Genomic DNA, 15,833 nt, shown 5'->3' on the forward strand with positions numbered 1-15,833 from the left:
CTATTTTAGGAAACGGAAATAGAATCTGCAGAACCGTCGTAAAGGGATTCGATTTCTGCAGCGAAATCCTTAGCTACCTTAGCTCGCTTCAGTTTCATAGAAGGTGTTAAGTACCCGTTTTCAACGCTGAACTCAGCGTTTACAAACCGGAAACGACGAATCGACTCAGCCTTAGACACAGACTTATTTACTTGCAAAATTGCTTTGGAAATCGAATCAATCACAGCGTGGTGTTGCACTGCGCGAGTAACATCTAATGGTTCAATCCCATGGTTCTTTAACCAGGTTGGAAGCATTTCTGCATCTAGAGTAACGATTGCTGAGATATAAGGTTTTTGATCACCGACAACCACTACATGGGAGACTAATGGATGGGTAACTAGGCTTTCTTCAAGAGCTGCAGGGGCAACATTTTTACCGCCTGCAGTGACTAAGAGGTCCTTTGAACGACCGGTAATGGAAAGGCGTCCTTTACGGTCAACCGAACCGACATCACCGGTGTGGAACCAGTTTTCGGTAAAGGCTTCTGTGGTAGCGGCTTCATTATTGTAGTATCCTGCGAATACTGTTGAACCCTGTACCAGGATTTCCCCTTCGTCAGAGAGCTTAATGCGGTTGCCGGGGATAATGTTGCCGACAGTTCCCATTTTGGGGCTGGATAGGCGGGTAATGAAGAGAGGACCGGTGGTTTCAGATAAGCCGTAGCCTTCTAAAATATCTAGTCCCAGGCCTCGGAAGAAGTGCCCTAAGGTGGGGGATAGCGGTGCGCCACCGGAAACGATGTAACGCATATTTGGGCCTAGCGCCTCCCGAATCTTGTGGAGAACCAGTTTGTGGGCGAGTTTCAAACGACGGCGCTGTGCAAAGGATGGGCCAAAGCGTGAGTCTAGACCCTTTGAGTATTCAATGGAGGTTTTCGCAGCCCAGCGGAAGATTTTGCGTTTAATTCCCTTTCCGGCTTTAGCCTCTGCAGAGTTATAAATCTTCTCAAGGACCCGTGGGACTAATAACAGCAGGCTAGGCTGGAAAGTTTTGAGGTCTCCCAGCAGATTTTTGGTATCAGAGGTGTGCGCGTAAATGCCTTCGCCTGCCAGGATGAGAAATTGTACGAAACGCGCTAATACATGAGCTAATGGCAGGAAGAGTAGGAAACGGGTGTCTTTAGAGAGCAGGATTTCGGGTACTGCTTCCTGGCAGCCGTAGATGGTTTCGACGAAGTTTCGGTGGGTGAGGGTAACCCCCTTTGGCATTCCGGTAGTGCCGGAAGTGTAGATAATGGTGGCGACATCATGGTAGGTGAGGTCGGCGCGTGCGTGAGCGAGTTCAGGGTCAGAAATATTCATGCCACGAGCTTGAATCTTCCGAATTGCCCCATCTTCAAAGTAGAGGACTTCTTTAACTGAGGGGCCGGCGGTAGCTTTAACTAGTTCTGCGCGAGCGCGGTTGTCAGCAACAACGAGCACAGGTTGAGCGTCGTTGGTGATCCACTCAATCTGTGCGCCTGAGTCAGATTCGTAAATGGGGACGACGATAATGCCCAGTGAGAGGGCAGCGAGGTCGAGGATGCTCCATTCGGTGCAGGTGGCGGCCATGATCGAGATTTTGTCGCCTTTTTTAATACCCATGGCGAGCAGGCCTTTAGCGACTTCATTTACTTCGTTTAGCAGTTCTTCAGCGGAGATATTGCGCCAGCCACCCACGACGGTGCGTCGTTCCATAACTGGTTCATGTGGCGCTTTTGCTGCGCGTTGTTCTAAGAAAGTGAAGAGTGTGTGGTTTGGCTTCACCTGGGCTTTCAATGGAAGTTCCCAGACTTTTTCCTTTTTGAATAGTCCCATGGGTGCTTTGCCTTTCAATTGTTTACCTTATTTCTAAAAACAACTTTAGCTATTTAAAAACTTTAATCAAGTTGGACACGGAAAGATAAAAAAATCCGCCCTCGAAAATTTCCGAGGGCGGACCAAAAACTCTATATTAAAATCAAACGTTGTAGTACAAATGGAACTCGTAAGGATGAACCAAAGCGCGCATCGGAGCAATCTCCTTAGTTTCCTTATAGTTAATCCAAGTTTCAATCAAATCCTCAGTGAACACATTACCCTCAAGTAAGAACTCATAATCCTCACGCAAAGCGTCCAATGCAGCTTCCAAAGAAGTAGGAAGCTTTTCAATGTCCTGATATTCAGCAGGAGGAAGCTCATACAGGTCCTTATCGACAGGTGCAGGAGGCTCAATGCGGTTACGAATACCGTCAATTCCAGCCATCAAACAAGCAGCGAAAGCTAAGTATGGGTTAGCCGTAGGATCAGGAACACGATACTCAACTCGCTTAGCCTTCGGAGAAGTACCAGTCACTGGAATACGAATACAAGCCGAACGGTTACGTGCAGAATACACCAAGTTGATTGGAGCTTCGAAACCAGGCACCAAACGGCGATAAGAATTCACAGATGGATTAGTAAACGCCAACAGAGCAGGAGCATGACGCAACAAGCCACCAATAAACCAGCGAGCAGTATCTGAGAGAGCTCCATAACCGGTGGCATCATAGAAGAGAGGCTCACCATTCTTCCATAGAGACAGATGACAGTGCATACCAGAACCGTTATCTCCTGAAAGTGGCTTAGGCATGAAAGTTGCGGTCAAGCCGCTCTCCAAAGCGCAGTTACGTACAATGTACTTAAACTTCAGCATGTCATCAGCCGCATGGGTTAAAGAATCAAAACGGTAATTGATTTCCTGCTGACCGCCTGAACCACACTCATGGTGGTGACGTTCAACTTTCAAACCACACTGAGAAAGAACCGTAGAAGTATAGTCACGCCAATCTGCCTGCGCATCCATCGGTGCAACTGGGAAATAGCCACCTTTCTGGGGGACAATATGACCCATGTTGCTAAAGGTTTCATCGGACTTACGCCCAGAGTTCCAATAGCCCTCATCAGATTCAATCTCAAAAACTGTGTGATGAGGCTGAGACTGGAAACGCACGCCGTTGAAAACGAAAAATTCTGCCTCAGCACCAATGTAACAAGTGTCTGCAATGCCCGTAGAACGCAGGTAATTTTCAGCTTTCTGCGCTACCTGGCGAGGATCACGACCGAAAGGTTCATCGGTGAAAGGATCCACGATAGAGAAGTTCATATTTAAAGTTGGAACCGTACGGAAAGGATCTAGATAAGCAGAAGCAATATCTGCTACTAACTTCATATCTGATTCATGAATCTGCGTGAAACCTCGAATAGATGAACCATCGAACATGACACCATTTTCTAACGCAGCCTCCAGCTGAGTAGCAGGAATAGTAATGTGCTGCTGTACCCCCGGAAGGTCACAGAAACGCACGTCAATTTGTTCGATGTTGTTTTCAGCAACGAATGCTAAGAGCTCTTCGCGGGATGTAAACATTATGTGGATTCCTCTAAAACTAGGCGCAAGAAGTTTACAAAATAAACATTACACTGTGAGCCCAATAACTTTACGGTTGTTTTACATAGTGGTTGTTTGAAATGAACTGGGTACACTAGAGGCGTGGCAGATCCAATTACTTACCGACCAAAAACCGCTGATATTCCCACACAACCCGGCGTATATCGTTTCTCTGATGCGCAGGGGCGTGTCATTTACGTCGGTAAAGCCAAGAACCTGCGGAACCGTTTAACGAGTTATTTCCAAGACCCCGCAAACCTACATCCACGCACGCAGCAAATGGTTTTCACTGCCTGTAACGTGCAATGGACAGTTGTAAATTCTGAAGTTGAAGCCCTTACCTTGGAATATAACTGGATTAAAGAGTTTGACCCCCGCTTCAACGTCATGATGAAAGACGACCGTTCCTACCCATATTTAGCTGTTACGGTCGCAGATGAGATTCCACGCATGGTAGTTATGCGTGGGGCACGGAATAAAAAAGTTCGTTATTTTGGCCCCTACTCGCAGGTATGGGCGTTACGAGATACAGCAGATCAACTGCAGAAAGTATTTAAAGTCCGTACCTGTTCAGACGGGGTTCTGCGTCGCGCACAAGCTCAGGGACGTCCCTGTTTGCTGGGCTACATCGAAAAGTGTGGAGCTCCCTGCACCGGGAAAATATCCCTTGCAGAGCATAAGGAAAAAGTTGCGGAACTCTGCCAGTTTATGTCCGGAAAAGTCGGTCCATACCTGAGTGAACTACGCTCCGAAATGAAAGCCGCCGCCGCCGAGCTGGAATTTGAAAAAGCAGCTAAACTGCGAGATAACCTACAAGCTTTAGAAATCGTTTTAGAGCGCAACGCCGTTGTTTTTAACGACGGTACCGATGCGGATGTATTTGGACTTGCCTCAGACGAACTCGAAAGCGGAATCTACCTATTCCATGTACGCGGAGGGCGTATTCGCGGTGTACGTGGGTGGGTCCTCCACAATGAATACGGTGAAACCGATGCACAGCTCCTCACCACCGTATTCCAACAGGTTTATGCTGATGCGATCGCCGCTAACAACCTGGAAAAACTCGACGCAGTATCCGTAGATGATTTAGAACATCTACCTACCAATGCGATTCCCGCTGAAATATTGGTGCCAATTGAACCCGCCGAAAAAGCAGTAGTTGAAGAATGGCTCAGCCAAAAACGTGGCATTAAAGCCACCGTTAAAGTTCCGCAACGCGGTGAAAAACGCACCCTATTAGAAACTGTGCAAAAAAATGCTGCTGAAACCCTGCGGCACCACAAGTCAAAACGAGTTAATGATTTGACACAACGTGGGCAAGCATTAGAAGAAATAGCCACATACCTGGACTTAGCACATGCACCGCTGCGGATTGAATGCTTTGATATTTCCCACTTGCAAGGCACTGACCAGGTTGCCTCTATGGTGGTTTTTGAAGACGGCGCGCCGCGTAAAAAAGACTACCGTTCTTTCATTGTGCATAAAGGTAGCGACGGACATCCATTAGATGATACTGCTGCAATGAGCCAAATCCTCACACGTCGCTTTAAACGTCTAGTGGCAGAAGAAAATGGGGCAGTAGGAGCGGATGAAGACGGATACCTTCTAGCCTCTGGGCCAGTGGATCCTCTAACTGGGCGCCCTCGAAAATTCTCATACCGCCCAGACCTAGTGGTGGTAGACGGTGGTCTGCCACAGGTAAATGCCGCGGCCGCTACACTGGCAGAAATGGGGATTGATATTCCTGTCGTTGGCTTGGCAAAACGTTTGGAAGAGATTTGGATTCCCGAGGACGAATATCCCGTAATCTTGCCGCGTACCTCTGCGGGACTGTATTTGCTACAGCACCTGCGGGACGAATCCCACCGATTTGCTATCACCGCCCACCGTAAGAAGCGTTCTAAAACTATGCTACGTTCCGTCCTCGATGATATTCCCGGGGTTGGACCGAGCAAACAAAAAGCACTTTTAACGCATTTCAAAGCGGTAAAACATATTCAAACAGCTACTGAAAGTGAGCTTTCCGAGGTTGCGGGTATTGGTCCAGCCCTAGTTTCCACCATTTATCGTCATTTTCACCCTGAACCTGGCAAACTAGATACATGAACTTTAATGCAGACACTAACCCAGAACTAGCGGATAACAACCCGCCGACTGTTCCAGCTGGCATTCCTATTCTGGATGCCATCAGTAAACTCCCCGATAATAAGGGGCCAGAAATGCTGATTATCACTGGCATGTCCGGTGCTGGGCGTACCCGCGCTTCCATGGCTTTGGAAGATTTGGATTGGTACGTGGTAGATAATCTGCCACCTGCGTTACTTCCCGCATTGGCCGGCATGATGACTGCCGATGGGGGAGGCGTACACCGCCTAGCAGCTGTTGTTGATGTGCGCTCACGTGATTTCTTCCACGACTTCCAAGCGGTACTGGCAAAACTCGGAGCTGAAAATATTCAGTACCGACTCATTTACCTAGAAGCTGATGAGCCGGCACTCGTCCGTCGTTATGAGTCCAATCGTCGCCCGCATCCGTTGCAAGAAGACGGTCGTATTCTGGATGGTATCCGTAAAGAAAAGCAGATGCTGGCACCACTGCGTCAGCGCGCCGATGAAATCGTAAACACTACGAATATGAGCGTGCACGACTTAACCCGCCACATGCGTGATGTAGTAGCTGGTGATACTGATCGAGCACTGAAACTAACGGTAATGTCTTTTGGATTTAAGTACGGGATTCCGCTGGATGCTGATCACGTGTTAGACGTGCGATTCCTGAAGAATCCATACTGGGTTTCTGAGCTGCGTCACTTGACGGGGCGTGATGAAGCCGTTGCAAAATACGTGCTAGATCAGCCGGGGGCTCGTGAATTTGCGAAAAACTATGCGGACTTACTGGCACCCATGCTGGCAGGGTACCTTTCTGAGCTAAAACCGTTTGTAACCATTGCAATTGGATGTACCGGAGGTAAACACCGGTCAGTTGCTAATACTGAGCTAATTGCGACGCGCCTACGTGAAAAAGGTTTCCCAGTACGGGTTATCCACCGAGATTTGGGGCGTGAATAATGACGGCGATGCTAGATAAAGAAGGCTGGCCAATGCGCGGCGAAGCCGGCACTAAAGTTGTCGCTTTTGGTGGGGGACACGGTTTATCAGCCACCCTGCGTGCGCTTAAACATATTACCCACCAACTCACAGCTGTAGTTACAGTTGCTGATGACGGCGGCTCTTCCGGGCGATTGCGTACAGAAATGGAAGTATTACCTCCAGGCGATTTACGGATGGCTTTAGCATCGCTTTGTGATGATTCAGAATGGGGTCTCACCTGGCGTGATGTTATGCAGCATCGTTTTTGCACTGACGGTGAGCTGGATAATCACGCCCTCGGGAATCTCTTGATTGTTGCACTTTGGCAGTTGCTGGGTGATGAAGTCAAAGGCCTGGATTGGGTGGGGCGCTTGCTAGGCGCACACGGTCGCGTGCTGCCAATGGCGTCTGTTCCGTTGGAAATCGAAGCGGATGTGGTGCCTCGCGAGGGCGGGGAAATACAAACTTATCGGGGACAGGTGAATGTAGCAACTGCTCCAGGTAATGTTGCAGATATTCGTATCATGCCGCAGAATCCACCCGTTCCAACCGAAGTAAAACAATGTATTGCGGAAGCTGAATGGGTAGTGTTGGGACCCGGCTCCTGGTACACCTCGGTCCTTCCGCACCTACTGGTAAAAGAACTCCATGATGCGTTGGTTAGTACTCCGGCGCGACGTGCGCTGATTCTCAACCTCACCGAGCAAGCGGGAGAGACCGATTCACTTTCTGCAGCTGATCACGTTCGGGTATTAAAGAAATATGCACCAGCATTTGCATTAGACGTAGTGATTGCCGACCCCTCAATGGTTGATGACATTGACGAGTTAGAAGATGCAGCCCGAGAACTTGGTGCTAGGCTCCTACTTCGCCAAGTGTGCATTGGGGCGAAAAGCGGATTGCATGATCCACTGCGTTTAGCGGCTGCTTTGCGCGATGCCTTTGACGGGGTACTCGGAGAAGTTAATTCTCCGGAAAATTGGTTGGCATAGCTCACTTTAGTGAAAACTACCGGGCATTTTTAAACGCCAGGGGTTAAAGTTTTTAAGGCACGATAAGTTTTGTTGGAAAGGCTATTATGGCGCTTACCGCGGGTTTGAAGAAAGAACTGGTTACACAACCAGTGGCAACCGCTTCCCAGATGAATGCTGAAATCGCCACAATGCTTCGTTTCGCTGGTGGATTACACCTGGTTTCGGGACGAATTGTGATTGAAGCTGAGCTGGATTCGAAGCAGGCAGCAACCCGTTTGCGCGCATTTTTGACGAAACTCTATTCAGTTTCAACTTCCGTAGTGGTCGTCTCTGGTGGGGCTTTGAAAAAAGGCGACCGCTATGTTGTACGGGTTGTTGAAAAGGCTGATCAACTAGCGCGCCTCACAGGTTTAGTAGACCAGAAAGGTCGCCCGGTGCGTGGCTTACCACCAGAAATTGTGGCTGCTGGTGAAGCCGAGTCACTTGCCGCCTGGCGCGGAGCTTTCTTAGCACGCGGTTCACTTTTAGAACCAGGAAGGTCCTCATCTATGGAACTGACGGCTCCGGGCCCGGAAGCTGCGTTGGCTCTAGTTGGGGTAGCGCGTCGTATTGGTGCTACTGCGAGAGTTAAGGAAGTGCGTTCCGCACACCGCGTGGTTGTAAAAGACGTTGACGCAATTTCGTTAATTCTGGAAAAACTCGGCGCTACGGAAACCCTAGATATTTGGAATTCTCGACGTATTCGGCGGGAAGCCCGTGGAAATGCTAACCGTCTGGCTAACTTTGATGACGCAAACTTACGTCGTTCAGCTCGTGCGGCGGTAGCTGCGGGCGCACGCGTCCAACGCGCGTTTGAGATTTTGGGTGATGATGTACCAGCACATTTGTATGAAGCTGGACAGCTTCGTTTGCAGTACAAGCAAGCGTCATTAGAAGAACTGGGTAAACTTTCTGACCCGCAACTAACTAAAGACGCAGTGGCAGGGCGGATCCGCAGATTACTTGCGTTAGCGGATAAAGTTGCTTCTGAGCAAGGACTGCCGGATACCGAGACGGCTATCACACTGGATATGCTTGAAGAATCCTAGAAATATTTTCCCCTGTTTTCCTTGAAAACAGGGGAAAAGTTATGTACTAACGTTTTATATAGGTCATCAGACCCTGCTAAAAATCTCCAAACAGTGTAAATTAGGAGGTGCTGGAACCGCAGCCAATCTGCGGTCTGAATACCTCATTTCCGAGGCATTCAGCTAATCAATAGACGACAATGCTAAGAAGCATTACAGGAGGACATTGTGACCATCCGCGTCGGTATTAACGGCTTCGGCCGTATTGGCCGTAACTTCTTCCGTGCAGTTCTCGAACAGGGCGCTGACGTAGAAATCGTAGCTGTAAACGACCTTACTGATAACGAAACCCTGGCTCACCTGCTGAAGTGGGACTCCATCCTCGGCAAGCTGGACCTGGAAGTTACCTACGACGAAGAATCCATCACCGTTGGTGGCAAGCGCATCGCAGCTCTGGCAGAACGCGATCCTGCAAACATCAAGTGGGGCGAACTGGGCGCTGACATCGTAATCGAATCCACCGGTTTCTTCACCGATGCTAACAAGGCAAAGGCACACATCGAAGGTGGCGCAAAGAAGGTTATCATCTCTGCTCCAGCAAAGAACGAAGATGCAACCTTCGTTGTTGGTGTAAACCACACCGACTACGATGCAGAAAAGCACACCATCATCTCCAACGCTTCCTGCACCACCAACTGCTTGGCTCCAATGGCAAAGGTACTGGACGAAAAGTTCGGCATCGAAATGGGTCTGATGACCACCATCCACGCATACACTGGCGACCAGCGTCTGCACGATGCTCCACACTCTGACCTGCGCCGTGCACGTGCAGCAGCTCTGAACATCGTTCCAACCACCACCGGTGCTGCAAAGGCAGTTGCACTCGTACTGCCACAGCTGAAGGGCAAGCTGGATGGCTACGCACTGCGCGTTCCAACCCCAACCGGTTCCGTAACCGACCTGACCTTCACCGCAAAGTCCGAAGTTTCCGTTGAAGCTGTTAACGCTGCAATGAAGGAAGCTGCAGAAGGCGAACTGAAGGGCATCCTGGGCTACTCCGATGGTTACTTGGTATCCACCGACATCACCACCGACCCACTGTCCTCCATCTTCGACGCACCACTGACCAAGGTTATTGGCAACCAGGTTAAGGTTGTTTCCTGGTACGACAACGAATGGGGCTATTCCAACCGTCTGGTAGACCTCACCGTTTACGTTGGCGAGCGTCTCTGAGATTAAACGCATCTAAGAGCGTATAAATGACGCCCGCGCATGCTCCGGCGTGCGCGGGCGTCATTGCTTAAATCTTTCTATACTGTAAGATCTCAACAGATCTAAGAGGAGAAAACTAATGTTGCGCATTATTGAAAGCCTGGGCGACCTAAAGGGCAAGCGCGTACTGGTACGTTCCGACTTTAACGTTCCATTGAAGGAAGGCGTTATCACCGATGACGGCCGTATCCGTGCAGCACTGCCAACCCTGACCAAGCTCATCGAAGCTGGTGCAAAGGTAATCATCATGGCTCACCTGGGTCGACCAAAGGGCGAAGTAAAGCCAGAATTCAGCCTGGCTCCAGTAGCAACCCGCCTGGGCGAACTGGTAGACGTTCCAGTATCCCTGGCAAAGGACATTACTGGCGAATCCGCACGCGAACTGGCAGCAGCACTTAACGAAGGTGAAATCCTGCTACTCGAAAACGTTCGCTTCGATCCACGCGAAACCTCTAAGGTAGATGCAGAACGCGAAGAAATGGCTGCAGAACTGGCAGAACTCGCTGATGCATTCGTATCCGATGGCTTCGGCGTAGTCCACCGCAAGCAGGCTTCCGTATATGACGTAGCTAAGAAGCTCCCATCCGCCTCCGGTCTGCTGGTACTGAAAGAAATCGAATCCCTGCGTAAGGCAACTGACAACCCAGAACGCCCATACGCTGTAGTGCTGGGCGGCTCCAAGGTTTCCGACAAGCTTGGCGTAATCGCAAACCTCCTGTCCAAGGCAGATATTCTGCTAATCGGCGGTGGCATGGCATTCACTTTCCTGAAGGCACAGGGCTACGAAGTTGGTAAGTCGCTACTGGAAGAAGATCAGGTTGAGACTGTAAAGGGCTACATCGCTGAAGCAGCAGAAAAGGGCGTAGACCTGGTACTTCCAGTAGACGTAGTTGTAGCACCAGAGTTTGCTAAGGACGCTACTCCAACCGTAGTAGCCGCAGATGCAATCCCAGCAGATCAGATGGGTCTGGACATCGGTCCAGAATCCCAGGCGCTCTACGCAGCAAAGATTGCAGGCTCTAAGACCGTTGCATGGAACGGTCCAATGGGCGTATTCGAATTTGAAAACTTCGCAAACGGCACTAAGGCAGTTGCAGCCGCACTGTCTGAAGGCGAATGCTTCTCCGTCGTTGGCGGCGGAGACTCTGCTGCAGCAGTTCGTTTGCTGGGCTTCGACGAAGCAACCTTCTCTCACATTTCCACCGGTGGTGGAGCTTCCCTCGAACTCCTCGAAGGTAAGACTCTGCCAGGCATCGCAGTTCTGGAGGGCTGAAAAATGGCACGTACCCCACTTATGGCAGGTAACTGGAAGATGAACATGGACCACCTGGAGGCAATCCACTTGGTTCAGGGTCTGCACCAGGAACTGACCGACGCAAACTTCGACTACACCAAGACTGAAGTTGTTGTAATCCCACCATTCACCGATATCCGCTCTGTACAGACGCTGGTTGAAGGCGACGAAATGGGCATCAAGTACGGTGCACAGGACGTATCTGTACACGAAAAGGGTGCATACACCGGTGAAGTCTCCGCAACCATGCTCAAGAAGCTGGGCGTATCCTACATCGTAGTTGGTCACTCCGAACGTCGCGAATACCACAATGAATGCGACAAGAAGGTAAACACCAAGGCACGCGTAGCTCTCGACAACGGCATGACCCCAATCATCTGCTGTGGTGAAGGCCTGGAAGTACGTAAGGCTGGCGAACACGTAGCACACGTACTCAAGCAGATTGATGGCGGTCTGGAAGGCTTCTCTGCTGAAGAAGTTGCTAAGTCCGTAATCGCCTACGAACCAATCTGGGCAATCGGCACCGGTGAAGTAGCAACCCCAGAAGACGCACAGGAAGTTTGTGCAGCAATCCGCGTACGCATCGGCGAACTTTACGATGCAGATACCGCTGCTGCAACCCGCATCCTGTACGGTGGCTCCGTAAAGTCCTCCAACGTAGCTGACATTATGGCTAAGGAAGACGTTGACGGCGCACTGGTTGGTGGCGCATCCCTCGAAGCAGTTGAATTCTCCAAGATTGCACGCTTCGACGCCTGATAACTGAAATAACATTGGGTGGGAATACTTAGTATCCCCACCCAATGTTATTTTGAACGCTAAAAACGCCGAAAATAGCTTGAACTGTAATAATTTGTCTAAGTCCTATAAACTTAAAGGGTTAGGTAAGTTTTTGCCGAGGTAGCTATATTTGAAGGGAAAAGGCGCGTGAACGCACTTTTGATTTTCCTCTACGTCCTGCTGGTAATCTCTAGCCTGTTCCTAATCCTCACTGTGCTCATGCACAAAGGTAAGGGTGGCGGCGTCTCTGATATGTTCGGTGGCGGTCTCACTCAGGCAGCAGGTTCCTCTGGCGTAGCTGAACATAACCTAAACGTTATTACTATCGGAACCCTAGTAGTTTGGGCAACCGTAATCGTCGCTATTGGTGTTCTCTCCAAATTCGTAAGCTGATTAATGGAGAACTCGGCAGCTGTCGAATACTATTGCGCGCGTGATCACCTCACGCGCGTTATTTTTTCTGCGGAAGCTATCCTCGACGTACCACAAACCTGGGAATGTACGACTTGCTTCCAACCAGCCACACGCAACCGCGAAACTTCAGACACACTTAAGAGCGTAGAAAATCCTGGGCGAAGCTTCACTAAAAGCCACCAAACTGCCTTTCAACAACGGCGCACTAAACGTGAGTCTGAAGAAATCTTAGCTACAGCCTTAAAGAAACTTCGTTCTGAACAGCCCTAAACACCAAAGTATTACGCTGTTAATACCTGCACCAGAAACGTTCAAATACGCGGTTTAAACGATGCCATTAACCTTACTAGCAGCAGGCGCATCACACCACCAGATAGTGCCCACCTGATTCATTACAGACGCAGGAACCTCACGGTAGTCAGCACCATGTACAGCATGAGACAACACCACCGCTTTATCAGCACCCGACACAATGAACCAAGACACACGCGTACGACGCAACAACTCTAAAGTCATGGTGATTCGCTGCGCAGGAGGCTTAGGGGACTCAGTTTCAGCAGTCATCAAACCGCCCTCGTAAAGAGTCTCATGGGAAGGGAATAGTGACGCAAAATGCCCATCTGGACCCAAACCAAGCAAAGCGAAATCTAAGCAAATAGTTCGCGCCTTTAACAAAACCACGTCATCACCGACCTGCGAAGGTGTAAAAACATCAGAAAGCTTCTGCGCATAAATCGCAGCAGCAGAAAACGGGTCAGGCACCTCTGAAGGAACCGGCGCATCATGCAAAGTAAAAATCGGGAACTTATCCACTAACTCCCGGCGCACAATACTCGAAGTACGCTCAGGGGAATCCAACTCAACATGACGCTCATCAACTAGCCACACATGAATAGGCACCCAAGCATCCATAATCTCTGGATGAGCCTCCAACAGCTGCGCAATCTTCGGTAGCAGTTTCATCGCCACAGAACCACCCGAAACCCCCAACTGAATCCGAGAACGCTGCTGTGACAACTCAGAAATCTTCTGAATGAAAGCCTTCGCCACTTTAGCGTAAAGCTCATTCACATTCGGATAAACCCGCAAATCAGAATCTACAAACACAGAGCCAAAACCTCACTGTAGAGTTGGTCTTCATCCAACAAACGTAAATCCTCCATCAAAGAATCATGGAGTTGACGACGCGGCAGATTAACCTTAGTATCCACTAAACCAGGACGACGCAAAACAGCTACCGAAGATTCATCCTCACGATAAATCTCATAAACCTTAGCGCCATTTAATAAAGCTACAGATTCTAAAGTTTTAACAGGAGCTTCAATGAACTCAATCTCCACCCCCAACTTAAGCTGCAACCACTTCGCCAACAAATAAGGAGCAGGGTGCGCTGGATTACCAACAACTCGAACAGTATCGAACTGTGCAGTTTGGGCTTCATCAACCATCGCAGCCAGCAAACCACGCCAAAGAGTAACCGCCCCCCAGGACAAATCAGTATCACCCGGTTTATACGCGCCAGCTAACTGACGCAAGAACTCAAACGGTGTAGCAGACTGACGCGAATCCGTAATACGACGCGAAGCAATCCGCCCCAGCGGATGTAATGCTGGTGCCGCCGGAGCTGAAAACGGCCAGAAAGTCACAACCGGTGTATCCGCAGCCAGCAAAGGAATCACCAAGGTATCCAAACTATCCGGAGCACATGAAGCTGCATCCAACACGATTACGTCAGAAGCACCCATCTCAGGACCATAATGGAGCTCCGCGCGTAAACCTGAACAAACATCATGCTCAGTGGAAACAACCACCAGCACCCGACAAGGATGCTCCGCAGAAGCAGCAGCACAGAGATCAATAGCTTCAGAAACCTCAGCATGCGAAGAAACTACCGCAATCATATTAAGTACCTTCCCCGTAGCTGGAAGCGCTGACTCTTCAGTTAACTCTGCTAAGCGCTTCGCAATGGTCGCTGAAGTAGTGTTTTCAAAAAGCTCTTTCACGGAATCCTCCAGTAACGACCGCCGCGTTCTAACATCTCATGAGCAGTTTCTGGACCCCAAGTACCAGGACGATACGGAGCTGGACTTACCTCGGCAGCCCAATAGTTAAAAATAGGATCCATAATCTTCCAAGACAACTCAACTTCTTTTTGACCTGGGAACAGGGGAGAATTCCCTGCTAAAGCATCCAAAAGTAAACGTTCATAAGCCAAAGGTGAGTCCTCAGTAAAAGCATGACCGTAGCCAAAATCCATCGAAACGTCACGAACTTGCATTCCAGAACCTGGAACTTTAGAACCAAAACGCAAAGTGATGCCCTCATCGGGTTGTACACGGAACACCAGGGCATTATTGCCTAGTTCCTGAGTAGCCGCCTTATCAAATGGAATATGTGCTGCACGCTTAAATACCACTGCAATCTCAGTGACGCGTTTGCCCAAGCGCTTTCCGGTACGTAAATAGAAGGGGACCCCCGCCCAACGGCGAGTATCAACGTAGAGCTTCACCGCAGCAAAAGTGTCAGTACGCGAGTCGGACGGAATATTGTCTTCCTCCAAGTAGCCTTTAACAACTTCGCCACCTTGCCACCCGCTAGTGTACTGACCGATTGCGGTAGAAGAAGCTAAATCTGCAGGTAAACGCAGGGCAGCCAGGACCTTCTCTTTTTCAATGCGAAGGTCGCGTTCATCAAAAGTAACCGGCTCTTCCATCGCCGTCAAAGCTAAGAGCTGCAGAAGGTGATTCTGCATTACGTCTTTAGCTGAACCAATACCGTCATAATAACCGGCGCGTGTACCGATTCCGATGTCTTCCGCCATGGTGATCTGTACATGATCTACGTAGTTTGAGTTCCAAAGTGGCTCAAACATAATGTTTGAGAAACGCATTGCTAAAATGTTCTGAACAGTTTCCTTGCCCAAGTAGTGGTCAATCCGGAAAGTATCCTTTTCAGCAAACACCTGGGAAAGAATTCCTGCAAGTTGCTGCGCCGTTTCCAGATTATCGCCAAAAGGTTTTTCAATAATTACGCGGCGGAAACTATCAGTCTGATCGGTGTTTAACCCAGAACGGGCAAGTTGAGAGACAACCTTAGGGAAAGAGTCAGGCGGAATGGAAAGATAAAATGCGTGGTTTCCACCCGTACCACGAGTCTGGTCAAGTTCCGTAACAGTTTCGGCTAGTTTGTCGAATGCGCCCTCGTCATCGAAAGTACCGGAAACGAAACGTAAGCCGGCACGGAACTGTTCCCACGTATGCTCATCCCAAGGAGTACGCGCATGATTCTTAATGGAATCAAGAATGAAATCCTCGAACTGTGCAGGAGTCCAGTCACGCCGTGCAAAACCTGTCAACGCGAAAGCAGGATGCAAAAGACCGCGATTCGCTAAATCATAGAGTGCGGGAACCAGCTTTTTACGAGCTAAATCACCGGTGATACCAAAGATTACCAGCCCGCAAGGAGGCGCAATCAGGGGCATACGCCGGTCACGTGCATCATGTAGTGACGCATA

Annotated in this window: 14 protein-coding genes; 9 read left to right on the forward strand and 5 right to left on the reverse strand. The window is 49.6% G+C overall.

What is annotated here, in order from left to right; all coding sequences use genetic code 11:
* Positions 1-5 precede the first annotated feature (5 nt).
* Positions 6-1,838: an AMP-dependent synthetase/ligase gene (locus HMPREF0044_RS00380; RefSeq protein ID WP_006546107.1), complete on the reverse strand. Its 1,833-nt coding sequence runs from the start codon at positions 1,836-1,838 to the stop codon at positions 6-8.
* Positions 1,839-1,980: 142 nt separating this feature from the next.
* Positions 1,981-3,408, reverse strand: coding sequence for a type I glutamate--ammonia ligase (glnA, locus tag HMPREF0044_RS00385; RefSeq protein WP_006546108.1), 1,428 nt, complete (start codon positions 3,406-3,408; stop codon positions 1,981-1,983).
* 123 nt (positions 3,409-3,531) lie between these two features.
* On the opposite strand from glnA, the gene uvrC reads away from it, so the two are divergent.
* From uvrC to HMPREF0044_RS00430, 9 genes are all read left to right on the forward strand, one after another.
* Complete coding sequence (gene uvrC / locus HMPREF0044_RS00390; protein WP_006546109.1) at positions 3,532-5,535, forward strand: excinuclease ABC subunit UvrC; 2,004 nt, start codon at positions 3,532-3,534, stop codon at positions 5,533-5,535.
* Positions 5,532-6,497, forward strand: a complete 966-nt coding sequence (rapZ, locus tag HMPREF0044_RS00395; protein WP_006546110.1) for an RNase adapter RapZ — start codon at positions 5,532-5,534, stop codon at positions 6,495-6,497. Before uvrC ends, rapZ begins: the two co-directional genes overlap by 4 nt.
* The gene (locus HMPREF0044_RS00400; protein ID WP_006546111.1) at positions 6,497-7,510 is read left to right on the forward strand and encodes a gluconeogenesis factor YvcK family protein; all 1,014 of its coding nucleotides are present in this window, start codon (positions 6,497-6,499) and stop codon (positions 7,508-7,510) included. The genes rapZ and HMPREF0044_RS00400 overlap by 1 nt, the downstream gene beginning before the upstream one ends.
* Positions 7,511-7,596: 86 nt before the next feature.
* Complete coding sequence (whiA, locus tag HMPREF0044_RS00405; RefSeq protein WP_006546112.1) at positions 7,597-8,580, forward strand: DNA-binding protein WhiA; 984 nt, start codon at positions 7,597-7,599, stop codon at positions 8,578-8,580.
* A gap of 207 nt (positions 8,581-8,787) precedes the next feature.
* Complete coding sequence (gap, locus tag HMPREF0044_RS00410; RefSeq protein ID WP_006546113.1) at positions 8,788-9,792, forward strand: type I glyceraldehyde-3-phosphate dehydrogenase; 1,005 nt, start codon at positions 8,788-8,790, stop codon at positions 9,790-9,792.
* Between the two features lie 121 nt (positions 9,793-9,913).
* Complete coding sequence (locus HMPREF0044_RS00415) at positions 9,914-11,104, forward strand: phosphoglycerate kinase (protein WP_040312583.1); 1,191 nt, start codon at positions 9,914-9,916, stop codon at positions 11,102-11,104.
* 3 nt (positions 11,105-11,107) lie between these two features.
* Positions 11,108-11,884: a triose-phosphate isomerase gene (gene tpiA, locus HMPREF0044_RS00420; RefSeq protein ID WP_040312552.1), complete on the forward strand. Its 777-nt coding sequence runs from the start codon at positions 11,108-11,110 to the stop codon at positions 11,882-11,884.
* A gap of 168 nt (positions 11,885-12,052) precedes the next feature.
* Positions 12,053-12,298, forward strand: a complete 246-nt coding sequence (gene secG / locus HMPREF0044_RS00425; RefSeq protein ID WP_006546116.1) for a preprotein translocase subunit SecG — start codon at positions 12,053-12,055, stop codon at positions 12,296-12,298.
* Positions 12,299-12,301: 3 nt separating this feature from the next.
* Positions 12,302-12,589, forward strand: a complete 288-nt coding sequence (locus tag HMPREF0044_RS00430) for an RNA polymerase-binding protein RbpA (RefSeq protein ID WP_006546117.1) — start codon at positions 12,302-12,304, stop codon at positions 12,587-12,589.
* 54 nt (positions 12,590-12,643) lie between these two features.
* On the opposite strand, the gene pgl is transcribed toward HMPREF0044_RS00430, so the two are convergent.
* Genes pgl through zwf form a run of 3 tightly spaced genes read right to left on the reverse strand, consistent with a single transcriptional unit; the run spans position 12,644 to position 15,800 of the window.
* Positions 12,644-13,426, reverse strand: a complete 783-nt coding sequence (gene pgl / locus HMPREF0044_RS07740) for a 6-phosphogluconolactonase (RefSeq protein ID WP_006546118.1) — start codon at positions 13,424-13,426, stop codon at positions 12,644-12,646.
* Entirely contained in the window at positions 13,417-14,322 is a 906-nt protein-coding gene (locus tag HMPREF0044_RS00440) for a glucose-6-phosphate dehydrogenase assembly protein OpcA (RefSeq protein WP_006546119.1), read from the reverse strand. Before HMPREF0044_RS00440 ends, pgl begins: the two co-directional genes overlap by 10 nt.
* The gene (gene zwf / locus HMPREF0044_RS00445) at positions 14,319-15,800 is read right to left on the reverse strand and encodes a glucose-6-phosphate dehydrogenase (RefSeq protein WP_050754325.1); all 1,482 of its coding nucleotides are present in this window, start codon (positions 15,798-15,800) and stop codon (positions 14,319-14,321) included. The genes HMPREF0044_RS00440 and zwf overlap by 4 nt, the downstream gene beginning before the upstream one ends.
* Positions 15,801-15,833: the final 33 nt, after the last annotated feature.

The sequence above is a fragment of the Gleimia coleocanis DSM 15436 genome, assembly GCF_000159015.1.
Classification (GTDB): Bacteria; Actinomycetota; Actinomycetes; order Actinomycetales; family Actinomycetaceae; genus Gleimia; species Gleimia coleocanis.

Excerpts from the sequence above, each read along its gene's own strand:
- rapZ (WP_006546110.1), top strand. The coding sequence starts at position 5,532 with ATGAACTTTAATGCAGACACTAACCCAGAACTAGCGGATAACAACCCG.
- tpiA (WP_040312552.1), top strand. The coding sequence starts at position 11,108 with ATGGCACGTACCCCACTTATGGCAGGTAACTGGAAGATGAACATGGAC.
- whiA (WP_006546112.1), top strand. The coding sequence starts at position 7,597 with ATGGCGCTTACCGCGGGTTTGAAGAAAGAACTGGTTACACAACCAGTG.
- HMPREF0044_RS00380 (WP_006546107.1), bottom strand. The coding sequence starts at position 1,838 with ATGGGACTATTCAAAAAGGAAAAAGTCTGGGAACTTCCATTGAAAGCC.
- HMPREF0044_RS00430 (WP_006546117.1), top strand. The coding sequence starts at position 12,302 with ATGGAGAACTCGGCAGCTGTCGAATACTATTGCGCGCGTGATCACCTC.
- glnA (WP_006546108.1), bottom strand. The coding sequence starts at position 3,408 with ATGTTTACATCCCGCGAAGAGCTCTTAGCATTCGTTGCTGAAAACAAC.
- zwf (WP_050754325.1), bottom strand. The coding sequence starts at position 15,800 with ATGCCCCTGATTGCGCCTCCTTGCGGGCTGGTAATCTTTGGTATCACC.
- HMPREF0044_RS00400 (WP_006546111.1), top strand. The coding sequence starts at position 6,497 with ATGACGGCGATGCTAGATAAAGAAGGCTGGCCAATGCGCGGCGAAGCC.